Source organism: Corallococcus sp. AS-1-12, assembly GCF_020036995.1.
In the GTDB taxonomy this organism is placed as follows: Bacteria; Myxococcota; Myxococcia; order Myxococcales; family Myxococcaceae; genus Corallococcus.
The window spans coordinates 1-12,849 of sequence record NZ_JAIQDD010000024.1 but is presented as its reverse complement, the minus strand read 5'-3'; the positions used below and the strand labels follow the sequence as shown (position 1 = coordinate 12,849).

The window sequence follows — 12,849 nt, the reverse complement described above, 5'->3', positions numbered from 1 at the left end:
TTCTGGAGACAATCCGGCCGGGCAGGCTCCCGCCGACAGGTCCGGCTCCATAACTTGGCAAGGCCATGGCCTCCGATCAGGTAGCGCGACGCGTCTTCGTGGGTCTCATCCTGCTGTCCATCGTCCTGTTGTGCCTGGTCATCCGGCCCTTCGCCGAGGCGTTCTTCCTGGCGGCGGTGCTGGCGGGCACCTTCTACGGGCTGTACACCCGGCTGAAGAAGCGGCTGCGCGGCCACGGCAACGTGTCCGCCGGGCTCATCGTGGGTGGCATCCTGCTCGCCCTGCTCCTGCCGCTGGGCGGCCTCACCGCCTTCATCGTCGCGGAGGTGTCCGAGGGCGCGCGCTTCGTGACGGAGGCCGTGCAGAAGGACGGGATGACGGGCCTGATGGAGAAGCTGCCCGGCGGCATCCAGGGCCCGGTGAGCAAGCTGATTGAACGGCTCCCGCTGGAGCAGGCCGAGCTGGACCAGAAGCTCCAGGAGCAGGTGACGACCCAGGGCGGCACCGCCGCCAAGGCCGTGACGGGCGCGGTGGCCGCCACGGGCACGCTCATCCTCCAGTTGACGATGATGCTCATCGCCCTGTTCTTCTTCCTCACCGACGGCGCGCGCCTGGTGCAGTGGTTCGAGAGCGTGTCGCCGCTGAGGCGAGGGCAGACGCGGGAGCTCCTGCGCGAGTTCAAGAGCACCTCCGTGTCGGTGCTCGTCTCCACCATCGCCACCGCGGGCGTCCAGGCCGTGGCCGCGCTCATCGGCTTCCTCATCGTGGGGGTGCCCGCGCCGCTGTTCTTCGCGGGCCTCACCTTCTTCCTCGCCCTCATCCCCGCAGTGGGCGCCGCGGTGGTGGTGCTCTTCGCCGCGGGCCTGATGTTCCTCAGCGGCCACCCGTGGGCGGCCCTCTTCCTGGCCATCTGGGGCGTCGTCGTGGTGGGGCTCGTGGACAACGTCGTCAAGCCGCTCCTGGCGCGCAAGGGCATGAACCAGCACGGCGCCATCGTCTTCTTCGCCCTGCTGGGCGGCCTGGCGGCGTTCGGCGCGGTGGGCCTGCTGCTGGGGCCCCTCATCGTCGCCTTCTTCCTCTCCGTGGTGCGCATCTACGAGCGCGACTACGGCCGGCCCAACGGGCGGATGGGCGACCCGGCCACGCCGGGGGGCCCCATCGAGCCGGGCACCCACCGCGTCGTGCTCACCACGGAGTCCGGCACGCCCATCCCGGACTCCGACAGGCCGTCCAACCACTGACGGCCCCGCTCAGGGCGTGGACTTCACCGGCGCCGCACCCTTCTTCGCGGGGGTCGGCGCCGGAGCCGTGTCCGGCCCCAGCGCCTTGAAGGCTTCACGCACCGCGTCCGGCGAGCCCGCCACCTTCGCGGCGACGCGGCGGGCCTCCCCGGGAGACAGCCGGCCCAGCAGGCTGCGCTCCAGGTGCTGGTCCACGAAGGCCTGGGTGGTGTCCTCCTTCAGGTCCACCAGCTCCCCCTTCGCGTCCAGCACCGGCACCACGCGCGGCGAGTTGAGCAGCAGCACCGTGGGCACGTCCACGGCCTTCACCCGGCGGGCGACCTCGTCGCGCAGCTTGGGGTCGAAGTGGATGCCCTTCTCCTGGACCAGCGCGCGGATGCCCTCGTAGTCGCCGGTGGCCTTGATGACCATCAGCTTGGAGAGCAGCGCGCCCACGGCCTCGCGCATCTTCGCGTAGTCCGGAATCACCAGGTACGTGCGGCCGTCCTCCGTCACCTGCTTCACCGCGCCCTGCTCCTCCAGGAACGTCACCGTCATGTGGTGGCCGCGCTGGTGGTCCTCCTCGAAGGCGTTGCCTTCTTCCACGCGGCGCAGGTTGGTGAGCCCCTCCACCAGGAAGTCCCGGTACATCTGCCGGGCGATGGCCTCGTGGTCCGGCGACAGCTCCGCGAGCGCCGGGTCGAACGCGTGCCACAGCGCGACCAGGTCCGCTCGCGCCTCCTCCAGCGTGTTGTCGTACTCCTTGAGGAAGACGGACGGGGACTGGCCCTTGAGCTTCGGATCCACCTGGCCGGAGGCGTGGCCCAGGACTTCATGGAAGGCCACCAGCCACTTGCGCGCGGTGACGGAGTACTTCTGGGCCTGCTCGCGGTCCTCCGCCGTGCGGGAGAACTCCAGCGCCAGGGGCAGCCGCGTCACGGCGGAGGCGGCGTCCATGACGTTGGTGATCATCACGCTCTTGCTGCCGTACTTCTCCCGGATGTGCTGCTCGTTGGGCAGGTTGATGCCCGCGGGCGGCTCCGGGTTGGACGTGATGAGGTTGATGGCCTTGGCGACCGGCGGCGCGACCTTCTTGCGGCGGTACTTCTGGGGCCAGGGCAGCCGGTCCTCGAAGTACTGGGCCTTCTGGCCCATGAGCACCATGATCTGGTTCTCCGCCGTGTCGCGGTAGTTGATCAGCGCCTCCCACTGCCCCTTGTGGCCGCGCGGGTCGACGTAGGTCTCGATGAAGCCCAGGTTGGCGTCCACCTTCGGGTCCACCTTGAGCCACGCGATGTTGTACGCGTCCCAGTCCCTGGGGCTGCCCGTCTGGAAGTAGCGCACCAGCTTGCCCAGCGCGGCCTTCTGCGCGGGCCCGGCGGACTTCATCGCCTCCTGGAGGTGCGCGATGACGCGTGAGAGCTCCTTCGCGTACAGCCCGGGCTTCACCTTGCCGTCGGGCGTGCCCGCGCGGAACACCTGCTCCGTGAGCTTCCCGTCCTGCTTCACCACGCGCGAGTTGAGCGGGTACTTCTCCGTGAAGCCCACCAGGTCCTTCTCCGTCACGCCGGGGCCGTAGGCGGTGTTGGAGGACGCGGTGAGGAGGTCCTGTCCCGGCGGCGGGGCCTTGGAGGTGAGCTGCGGCTCGAAGCTGGCGTCGAAGAGGGTGGGCTTCAGGTCCTGGAGCCAGGCCTGGAGCGCGGCCTCGTCCTTCACCGTCCAGGGAGCGCCGGCCTTGAGCGCGCGGGAAGCACCGGCCGCGAGCTGCTCCGCGGTGAAGGCCGGGACGAACTTCTGGCCGGTGGTGCTGTCGTGGTTGCCGCCGTGCCCGTAGAAGCGCAGCAGGTAGTCCGCCAGCTTCGCGTCGAAGCCGGACGCGGCGCTCTGCGCGTCCCGGCCGAAGAGCCAGACGCCCTCCAGCAACTGCTTCGCCGGCACCAGCTTCCAGCCGAGCTGATCCAACGCGATGTCCTCGCCCGCGTGCGCCGCGAGCGTCAGGGACCACGCCACGCGCTTCTCCGCCAGGGACAGCTCCGGGATGCCCGGCGCGAACATCTGGGCGACGGCGGTGTTGCCGGAGCGGGCGCGGAGGAACTTCCCTCCGGGCACGGTGAGCGAGGGCTGCGCGGCCTGCGCGAGCCCGGCGTCGGGCGACGGGGGCTTCTGCGGGGTGGCGGGCGCGGCGGCGAGGACGGCGGCCAGCAGCAGGGGCTTCATGGGGGGCTCCAAGGAGACGTGACGGGACGTGGCTACCCCGCGCGCGGGGTGGACTCAAGCCACGCGCCGCCGCGCCCGTCACGGCCAGACAGAGTGCGCGGCCGGGGCGGCCTGGCCCGGGGGCCTCGTGCGTCGGAGCCGGAAGCCCGGTCCGGTCCCGGCGCCCACGGCTCCGAGCCAGCCTCCAGGAAGGGGCGTGCCGGCGCGCCGCGCAGGGAATGCGTGGGATGCCGCCGGCTCGCGCAAGGTTTGCGCCGGGGCCCTCCGGCGGGATGCGCGCCCACCGCCACGGAGGCACGAACTCCCCCCGGTACGGGGCATGCAGTGTAGAAGGCCGGACAGGCTTCATTCCTCCCCTCCGTTCGAGCCAGTGACCATGACCTCTCCGCTCTCCCTGCCCCGCGCCGTCCTGCTCGCCGCCCTCGCAGCCACGGGGTGCGCGGGCTCCGCGAGGGAGACGCGCGCGGAGTTCGCGCCCCCGCTGCCGCCGCCCACCTCGGTGGCGCTCACCGTGGGATACGACGAGGCGGTGAGGCTGGGGGCCGCGTTCGCGCGGAGCCAGGACCAGGCGCTGGAGCTGGTGATGGCGAAGCAGGGGGTGGCGTCCTGGTGGCTGCGCTTCGCCTCGCCGACGGGCCCCACGTCCCTGGACCTGCGCGTGGACGGACAGACCGCGAAGGTGGAGCCCGTCCCCCTCCCGCCCTCCGCCGGGGCGCCCACCCGGTAGCGCGAGGCGCGCGGCGGCGGCCCTTCCGGGTCCCCGGCGCTCCTGAATCGCCCCGCTGCACGGTTCCCACGACCCAGGCCCATGGAGTCTCCGCTGCCCACCCTCATGATTGTGATTGTCAGCGCGGTGGCCGTGCTGGTGGCGATGATTGCCCATGCCGCGGGCCATCTCACCGCGAACCGGCTGGGCCGGCTGGTGCTGCTCGGAGGGCTGGCGCTGCTGCCGCTGGCCGTCAGCGGCGCCGGGGTCGCGGTGGGCGTGCGCGAATCGAGCCAGACCTCGTTCTGCATGGGTTGCCACGAGATGGAGCGCTACGGGCAGAGCCTGTTCGTGGACAACCCCAACGCCCTGGCCGCGGTCCACTACCAGAAGCGGCTCATCAGCCGCGACTCCACCTGCTTCTCCTGCCACACGGACTACGCGCTCTTCGGGGACGCGAAGGCCAAGCTCAACGGCCTGCGGCACGTCTGGGTCCACTACTTCGGGACCATTCCCCCGGAGCCCCGGCTCTATCAGCCGTATCCCAATCACAACTGTCTCCACTGCCACAACGATGCGCGCGGCTACCTGGAGGCCGGGCCGCACCAGGAGCTCCAGGCGGAGCTCCAGAGCGGGGCCCGCTCGTGCCTGAGCTGCCATGACCTCGCGCACGACCTGGAGGGCGTGAAGGCCCAGGACTTCTGGCTGCCGGAGCGACCGCGTCCATGACCCACGACAAGCGCATCCGGGTGGCGGCCCTCTTCGTCCTGGCGGGGCTGCTGGTCCAGTTGTTCGCCTATCTCCACTGGACGCCCCTGACCTTCGTCATCTCCACCGCCGTGGGCGTGCCGCTGGTCCTGCTGGGGGTCCTGCTCTACGGCGTCACGGTCTGGAGAATCTTGAAGGAGCAGAAGGCCCTATGAGGCGCTCCGCTCGAGAGGGACGGTGGCGGGTGGGGCTCGTCGCCCTGCTGCTGTTCACGACGCCCATCTTCGCCGTGAACACGCCGCAGGACGTCCGGTTGCCTCCGCTCAAGGAGCGCGCCGCGCCCGCTCCGGCGCTGTTCTCCCATTGGGGGCATGGCACCATGTATTGCTATAGCTGCCACCCCGGCACGTTCCCGCAGGCCCGGCTGGGCTTCACGCATCAGGACATGCGGGAGGGCCGCTACTGCGGGCGCTGTCATGACGGGCAGGCGGCCAGGGCCTGGCGCTCCATGGACTGCGAGGCGTGCCATGCGCGTCGCTGACCTGAGCACCTGGACGCTGTTCGCGTGCGCGATGGTGCTGTCCGTGCCAGGGCCCGCGCGGGCGCAGTCGCAGGAGGAGAAGCGGCGGCAGCTCCAGGAGAGGCTGGGCATCAAGCCGCGCCCCGCGCAGGCAACGCCCGATGCGGGCGTCCCAGTACCGGAGACGCCGTCCCCTGCTGACGCCGCCGTGAAGCCCGCCGAGTCCCCTGCCCGGAAGCCCGCTGGCGCGAACCGGCCCCGCGTGCCGGGCTTCGCGGAGGACGTCCGGCCCATCCTGGAGAAGGAGTGCGGTTCCTGCCACGGCCCGGAGGGAATGGCGTCCCGGTCCCGCTGGGTGCTCCGGAGCGAGCCCGCGGACTACGAGGCCACCCTGCGCTTCGTGCAGCCCGCCGCCGCCGCACAGAGCCCGCTGCTCAAGAAGGGCCTTGGCACCACGATTCATGGAGGCAAGAAGGTCCTCGCGGAGGAGTCGGCCGCATACGCGACGCTCCTGCGATGGATTGAAGGAGGCGCCCCGCCCGGCAAGGCACGAGGAGGCCCGCCCGCGCTGACCACGGCAAGCCCTGGCGCGCCCCAGCCCGCTCACAACAGCGCGCCCGCGTCCGCGCATCCCGGCGCCACTTCAGCGCCCGGTACGTCCAAGCCTTCCGGCGCCACTCCGGTAACCGGCGCGTCCACGCCTTCCGGCGCCACTTCAGCGCCCGGCATGTCCGCGTCTCCCGGCGCCACTCCTGCGCCCGGCATGTCCGCGTCTCCCGGCGCCACTTCATCGCTCGGCACGTCCACGTCTTCGGGCGCCACTCCAGCGCCCGGCACGCCCATGCATCACGGCGCCAATCCGGTGCCCGGCGCGTCTACGTCTTCTGGTGCCACTCCAGCTCCCGGCACGTCCACGCCCTCAGCCTCTCCTCCGGCACCAGCCGCGTCCGCGAGCGCGGGGCCTCCTCACGGCGACACTGCGGTCGCGCCGAGCTTCGCTCCCCAGGTGCACGAGGCGCTGCTGGCGGATTGCTCCAGTTGTCATGCATCGGACGGGATGGCCGGCGCCAGCCGCTACGTGACTCACGCGGATCCGGAGCAGCACCTCCGTTCGGTGGAGCCCCTGGTCGCTCCCGGCTCCGCCGCCACCAGCCTCCTCTACCAACGCGCGATGGGTGACTCGCACCCGGGCGGCGCGGTGTGGGAACCCGGCAGCGCGCAACTGGCGCTCCTGGCCCGGTGGATTGACGCGGGCGCGACGGGAACCTCCTCGCCCGCCATCGTCGCCACCGCTCCGCCCGCCATCACCGCGCCCGGACCCGCTGTAGCGCCCCCCGCACCGCCGTCCGCTCCTGCGAACCCGCACGGTCCGGCCGGCCCTCACGGCGGCGTGTCGCTGGGGACCTTCCCGGTCGTCGGCTCGCTGAGCCTGAACGGCCGCTTCGACCTCAACTACGAACGCGTCAACTACAACGACCACCCCTTCAAGTCGGAGGGCGAGAGCGCGCTGCGCAGCTACCACCACTTCCTCTTCCTGACGCGGCAGTCCGCCGAGGACCCGGTGACCCTCACCCTGGAGGTCCTGTCGCTGCAATTCTGGGAGGTGGGCTACCGGATCAACAGGGCGTCCTGGCCGGTGAAGGTGTTCGCCAAGGGGGGCAAGGTGCTGGTGCCCTTCGGCGGAGACCCGCTCTTCCATCACAGCTACGGAGGACTCGCGGGCTTCGACCAGCGGGTGCTTCCCGTGGTGTTCGCCCGGGAAGGGCTGACGGTGAACGTGGAGCGCCGCCTGGGGCCCGTCGCCCTCTCCGGCGACGCGTACGTCATCGCCGGCTACCGGCTGAAGCGCGCCGACGCGGTGCTCAACCTCCAGTCGGACCTGGCGCCGCTGGAGGACACCCGCCTGGGCGTCGGAGCGCGGCTGGGCGGCGCCTGGGGGCCCATCAACGTGTGGTACTCGCCCTACTTCAATTCGCTGGGGTTCGGGCGCCGCCTGTTCCTCCAGGCGCTGGACGTGGCGGTGTGGCGTCCGCGCGGGCTCCCGGTGCTGGAGCACTTCTCGCTGGGCGCCGGGCTGCTGCGCGCGGATGTCTCCGGCGGAGAAGCGGAGGGCTACGGCGGACCGGGCGCGGACTACTACCACTTCGCCAGCTACCTCCAACTGCGCTACCACCCCACGGACTGGCTCTACGTCCAGTACCGCCAGGGGCTGCGCACCTTCGGAAACCGGCGAGGCCTCATCCTGGACTCGAACGCGCTCACCCGGGAGGACGCATCCAGCCACAACGTGGGCGTGGTCGCGAGGTGGCGGGGCTTGAGCGCCGGCCTCTTCCAGTTCTGGAACCTGGAGAAGACCGACGAGACGCCGGACGACTTCACCCGGCTGGTGGTGGCGTATGAGTTCTGACTCCCGAATCCAGACACGGGCCGCGGTCCTCACCGCGATGGTCACGCTGGCCCTGGGCTGCGCGGACTTCGAGCGGGGCCCCGTCGCCGCCGACGCCGGTGCACCCCCCATCGACGGCGGCGGCGAAGGAGACGGAGGCGGCGCCGTGTCCTTCGCGAGCGACGTCCATCCGCTCCTCACCACCGGCTGCCAGAGCTGTCATCGCGGCGGAGGCGCCGCAGGCAACACCTCCTTCCTGCTCACGGGCGAGGCCGACGCGGACTACGCGGCGACCGTCTCCCTCACGGACACCTCCAATCCCTCCGCCAGCCGGCTGCTGCGCAAGGCCTCCGGCGCGGGCCACGGCGGCGGGGCCATCTATGGAGCGGACACCCCGGAGTACCAGGCCCTCCTGGCGTGGATCTCCGGAGGCGCTCAACCATGACGCACCTTCTTCCCGAGGCGGCCCCCATGCGACGACCCCTCCTGCTCCTGGCCGGACCCCTGCTCCTGGCCTGCGCGCTGAGCGCCTGCGCCAAACTGGAGACCCCCCACCCGGAGGTCCTCACCGACGGCCCGCATTCCGTGCTCGTGGGTCAGGCAATCCAGCTCACGGCCACCACGCGCGAGGCCACCGACGACGGCTACCACTGGGAGAGCGAGGCCCCGGCCATCGCGACCGTGGACGACACCGGGCAGGTGACGGGCGTGGGCGCGGGAGAGACCGCCATCAAGGTCACCGGCGCGAACTCCAGGCTGGAAGCGCGCCATGTGGTGGTGGTGATGGGCGGCCTCGCGAGCGACGGCGGCATCGACCCCAGCCAGGTGCCCTACTACCTCGCCTGGTCAGGCTCTCCGCACGCGGACACCACCGCCGAGGCCTTCTCGCACTGGAACGAGGACGGCCTCGTCCCCGCCACCTGCGCGCGGTGCCACAGCTCGGAGGGCTACATCGACTTCCTGGGCGGTGACGGGACCGCCCCTGGCAAGGTGGACGCCCCCGCGCCAACAGGGTCGGTGGTCCGCTGCGAGACGTGTCACGACAGCGCCGCCGCCAGCCTGACCTCGGTCACCTTCCCCTCGGGCAAGCAGGTCACCGGCCTGGGCCCGGAGGCGCGGTGCGTGGTGTGTCACCAGGGGCGCGCCTCGGGCAGGGACCTCGACGCGCAGGTCGCGGACGCGGGCGTGGTGGGCGAGGACACCGCCTCCCCCGCCCTGAGCTTCACCAACATCCACTACTACCCCGCGGGCGCGACGCTCTTCGCCGGTCAGGCCGCGGGCGGCTACCAGTACGCGGATCAGGTCTACGACTCGCGCTTCCGCCACGTGCCCGGCTTCGACAAGTGCAACGAGTGCCATGACGCGCACACCACGCGCGTCCGCTGGGAGGCCTGCGCCACCTGCCACCCCGGCGTGACCGACGTCACGAAGGCCTGGGACATCCGGCAGATCGCCTCGCGCAACCAGGACTACGACGGGGACAGCAACCGCGCCGAGGGCATCTACTACGAGATCCAGGGGCTGCGGGACCGGCTGCTCGCCGCCATCCAGCGGTACGGCGCGGAGCGGGCCCAGCCCCTCTGCTACGGCAACACCCACCCGTACTGGTTCCGGGACACCAACGGGGACGGGACCTGCGCCCAGGGCGAAACCACCCCGGCGAACACGTACGCCCAATGGACTCCTCGGCTTCAGAAGGCGGCGTACAACTACCAGTTGTCGCGCGTGGACCCGGGCGCGTTCGCGCACAACGCGAAGTACATCCTCCAGTTGCTGCATGACTCCATCCAGTCGTTGAACACGGCGCTGAGCGTGCCCTTCGACACGTCGCTGCTGGTGCGCAACGATCCAGGCCACTTCAACGGCGCCAGCAAGGCGGCGCGCAACTGGGACTCGGGCGAGGCCGTGCAGGCCAGTTGCTCGCGCTGCCACAGCGGCGCGCAGGGCTACCGCTTCTTCGTCCAGTACGGCGTCGGCCAACTGGTGCCGGAGACCGCCAACGGCCTGGAGTGCTCCACCTGCCACCAGAACTTCGAACCGGACTACGACGTCTTCGTCCCCGCCCAGACGTGGCTGCCGGACGGCAAGACGGTGAACCTGCCGGGCCAGGACAACCTCTGCGCCAACTGCCACATCGGCCGCGCATCCAAGGCCACCATCGACACGGCGCTGAGCGCGGGGGGCACTCCGCGCTTCCAGAACGTGCACTACCTGCCGGCCGCGGGGACTCGCGAAGGAACGCTGGCGCGGATCGGCTACGAGTACCCCAACAAGACCTACGCGGGCCGGCTCACGCACATGGGCGGGGTGCAGTGCACGAGCTGCCATGTCCCGGGCAAGAGCAACCACACCTTCCGCATCCAGGACGTGTGGAGCGAGCGCTGTGAGACGTGCCACGCGGACCAGAGCACGGCGGAGCAGATCCGCCTCGTCCACCTGTCGGACTACGACGGCGACGGGAACACGGCGGAGTCCCTGGAGGCGGAGGTGGAGGGCATGGCCGCGCGCCTGCTGACCGCCATGCGCGGGGTGACGAGCAACGGCCTCTGCTACAACGGCGACGTCAATCCGTACTTCTTCAAGGACACGGACAAGAACGGCACCTGCGGCGCCACCGAGTCCGTCTCCGCCAACGCGTTCGCGCCGTTCACGCCGGCGCTCGTGAAGGCCGCCCACAACTACCAACTGAGCAAGAAGGACCCCGGGGCCTGGGCCCACAACTTCAACTACGTGGGGCAGCTCCTCTACGACAGCGTGGAGGATCTGACCGGGGCGGCCCCCTTGAACATGCTCCGGCCTTGAGGCTGGAATCCGCGTGAGCGCCGTTGCTCGCCGGGACAACCCCAGCGAGCGCGGTCGCCAAGGAACGCGGACCGATGAAGCCCCTCCTGTTCTCGCAGCCCTCCAGGCCGGCGCGCCTGGCCTCCTGGGCGTCGCTCGTCTCCCTGCTCATGGTGCTGGGAGGACCCGTCGCATGTGGCGGTGACGACCCGGATGATCCACGCCCCGACAGCGGCACCCAGACCGTGGACGCTGGCTCGGACGCGGGAGCCAACATCGATGCGGGCACGGACGTGGACGCAGGCACGCAGAGCGATGCGGGCACAGGTGCCGATAGCGGCACGCAGACCGATGCAGGCACGCAGACCGATGCAGGCACGCAGACCGATGCGGGCACGGACGCCGATGCGGGCACAGGCGCCGATGCGGGCACGGACGTGGACGCAGGCACGGACGTGGACGCAGGCACGCAGACCGATGCGGGTACGGAGACCGATGCGGGTACGGAGACCGACGCGGGCACGGAGACCGACGCGGGCACGGAGACCGACGCGGGCACCGACGGCGGCGTGGTGGCGTGCACCCCGAGCGGCTGGGTCGACACGCCCCCGGACCTGAGCGTCATCCAGAACACGTCGCTGGACATCCGGACCCGGCTGGAGGCCATCCCGGGCCTCATCGTGGACCTGGACCGGACCGGCGGCAGTGTCCCTGCGGGATACCGGCACTTCGTCCTGCGCTACAACCAGCCGGCGGACCACGCCCACCCGGAGTGCCAGCGCTTCGAGCAGCGCTTGACGCTGATGCACAAGGCGGACACCAGCCCGATGGTGCTCTCCACCAGCGGCTACAACGTCTCCACCGGAACCGGCCGCTCGGAGCCCGCGCAGCTCCTGGCCGCCAACCAGGTCGCCGTGGAGCACCGCTTCTTCCCGCCGAGCATCCCGTCGCCCGCGGATTGGAGCCACCTCACCATCCGCCAGTCCGCGGATGACTTCCACCGCATCACCCAGGCGCTCAAGCCCATCTACACCGGCAAGTGGGTGTCCACGGGCGGCAGCAAGGGCGGCGAGACGGTGGTGTTCTTCCGCCGCTTCCACCCGGACGACGTGGACGCCACCGTGGCGTACGTGGCGCCCATCGCGAAGCGCAACGACGAGCGGTTCGTGACGTTCCAGGACACCGTCGGCGGCGACGCGCAGCAGGCCTGCCGCGAGCGGCTGTGGGCCTTCCAGCGCGAGGTGCTCTCACGCCGGGACCTGATGCTCCCCCTCGTGGACGCCTACGCGGCGAGGTTCAACCTGACGTACTCCCAGTTGGGCCGGGAGCTGGCGCTGGAGCACGCCGTCATCGAGACCTACTTCGCCTTCTGGCAGTACGACGCCGCGGCGAACTGCAACCGGAACATCCCCCCCACCACCGCGACGGAGCAGGAGCTGTTCGACGCGATGGACTACCAGGTGGGCATCAGCTCCTTCTCGGACCAGGGCATCACCCCGTACGCCGCCTACTACTACCAGGCCGCGGCGGAGCTGGGCTGGCCCCAGCCCTACGAGAAGCACCTGGGCGCGCTCATCCACTTCCCGGACACGGACACTGGCGAGGTGTACTCGCCGCCGGGCATCCCGTTCGAGTTCCGCCCCCAGGCCATGCCGGACATCCAGGACTGGGTGTCCACGCAGGGACAGCGCCTGATGTTCATCTACGGCAGCGACGACCCGTGGACGGCGGCGGCCTACGTGCTGGGCAACTCGCAGGACTCCTACCTGTACATGGTCGAGGGAGGGAACCACAGCGCGCGAATCAGCCAGCTCCCAGCGGCCCAGCAGGCGGAGGCGAAGGCCACGCTCAACCGCTGGATGGGCATCACGCCGCTGAAGCGCGCCCCGAAGTTCGTGCAGTCGGAGGAGCCGCCCGTCTTCGGCCCCCACGTGCCGCCCTGGCTGCGCGCGACGTCGCACTGAGCAGGAACGCGGCAGCACGGCTCGAACGGATGCGCCCGCCCCCCCGCGACGCAGGCCTTCTCACCAGGGAGGCCTGCGGTGCGGACAGGCGGCAGCAGCGGCGAAGCGCCATTGCGCTCGACCTGAGCCTCCACCGCCGCAGCGGGCCCTCCTCGTCCCAGCATCGGCATCCCACCACGGGGGTCTGACAAGGACGCGGGGAGCAAACCGTCCGCGTCGCAGCCTCGGCCATGCGCCCCCGGGCCTCGGGCTGCGAAAACCTGTCCGACTGGAGGTCTGCGCGGAATAAGCAGTCCTACGAGCCGCATAGAGGTGGGGTGACATCGCAAGAAGAAGCCCCCAGCGGG

Annotated in this window: 10 protein-coding genes; 9 read left to right on the top strand and 1 reads right to left on the bottom strand. The window is 70.9% G+C overall.

Translation table 11 applies throughout. The annotated features are described in order from the left end of the window. Window positions 1-65 precede the first annotated feature (65 nt). Window positions 66-1,241, top strand: coding sequence for an AI-2E family transporter (locus tag K8556_RS28965; protein WP_223743355.1), 1,176 nt, complete (start codon window positions 66-68; stop codon window positions 1,239-1,241). 9 nt (window positions 1,242-1,250) lie between these two features. Here the strand turns inward: K8556_RS28965 and K8556_RS28960 are convergent, their stop codons facing one another. Next, a complete protein-coding gene (locus tag K8556_RS28960) occupies window positions 1,251-3,437 on the bottom strand; it encodes a dipeptidyl peptidase 3 (RefSeq protein ID WP_223743354.1) in 2,187 nt (728 codons plus the stop codon). A 376-nt stretch (window positions 3,438-3,813) separates the two neighbouring features. Here K8556_RS28960 and K8556_RS28955 point away from each other — a divergent pair, with 376 nt between their 5' ends. From K8556_RS28955 to K8556_RS28920, 8 genes are all read left to right on the top strand, one after another. Then, a complete protein-coding gene (locus tag K8556_RS28955; protein ID WP_223743353.1) occupies window positions 3,814-4,164 on the top strand; it encodes a hypothetical protein in 351 nt (116 codons plus the stop codon). 81 nt (window positions 4,165-4,245) lie between these two features. Beyond that, complete coding sequence (locus tag K8556_RS28950; RefSeq protein ID WP_223743352.1) at window positions 4,246-4,872, top strand: NapC/NirT family cytochrome c; 627 nt, start codon at window positions 4,246-4,248, stop codon at window positions 4,870-4,872. After that, a complete protein-coding gene (locus K8556_RS28945; RefSeq protein ID WP_223743351.1) occupies window positions 4,869-5,066 on the top strand; it encodes a hypothetical protein in 198 nt (65 codons plus the stop codon). Before K8556_RS28950 ends, K8556_RS28945 begins: the two co-directional genes overlap by 4 nt. Next, window positions 5,063-5,392, top strand: coding sequence for a c(7)-type cytochrome triheme domain-containing protein (locus K8556_RS28940; protein ID WP_223743350.1), 330 nt, complete (start codon window positions 5,063-5,065; stop codon window positions 5,390-5,392). Before K8556_RS28945 ends, K8556_RS28940 begins: the two co-directional genes overlap by 4 nt. Further along, window positions 5,379-7,778 (top strand): hypothetical protein, encoded by a 2,400-nt coding sequence (locus K8556_RS28935; RefSeq protein WP_223743349.1) that lies wholly within the window; start codon window positions 5,379-5,381, stop codon window positions 7,776-7,778. The genes K8556_RS28940 and K8556_RS28935 overlap by 14 nt, the downstream gene beginning before the upstream one ends. After that, a complete protein-coding gene (locus tag K8556_RS28930; RefSeq protein ID WP_223743348.1) occupies window positions 7,768-8,202 on the top strand; it encodes a hypothetical protein in 435 nt (144 codons plus the stop codon). The genes K8556_RS28935 and K8556_RS28930 overlap by 11 nt, the downstream gene beginning before the upstream one ends. A gap of 26 nt (window positions 8,203-8,228) precedes the next feature. After that, window positions 8,229-10,559 (top strand): Ig-like domain-containing protein, encoded by a 2,331-nt coding sequence (locus K8556_RS28925; RefSeq protein ID WP_223743347.1) that lies wholly within the window; start codon window positions 8,229-8,231, stop codon window positions 10,557-10,559. A gap of 74 nt (window positions 10,560-10,633) precedes the next feature. Next, window positions 10,634-12,502, top strand: coding sequence for a S28 family serine protease (locus K8556_RS28920; RefSeq protein WP_223743346.1), 1,869 nt, complete (start codon window positions 10,634-10,636; stop codon window positions 12,500-12,502). Window positions 12,503-12,849 lie beyond the last annotated feature (347 nt).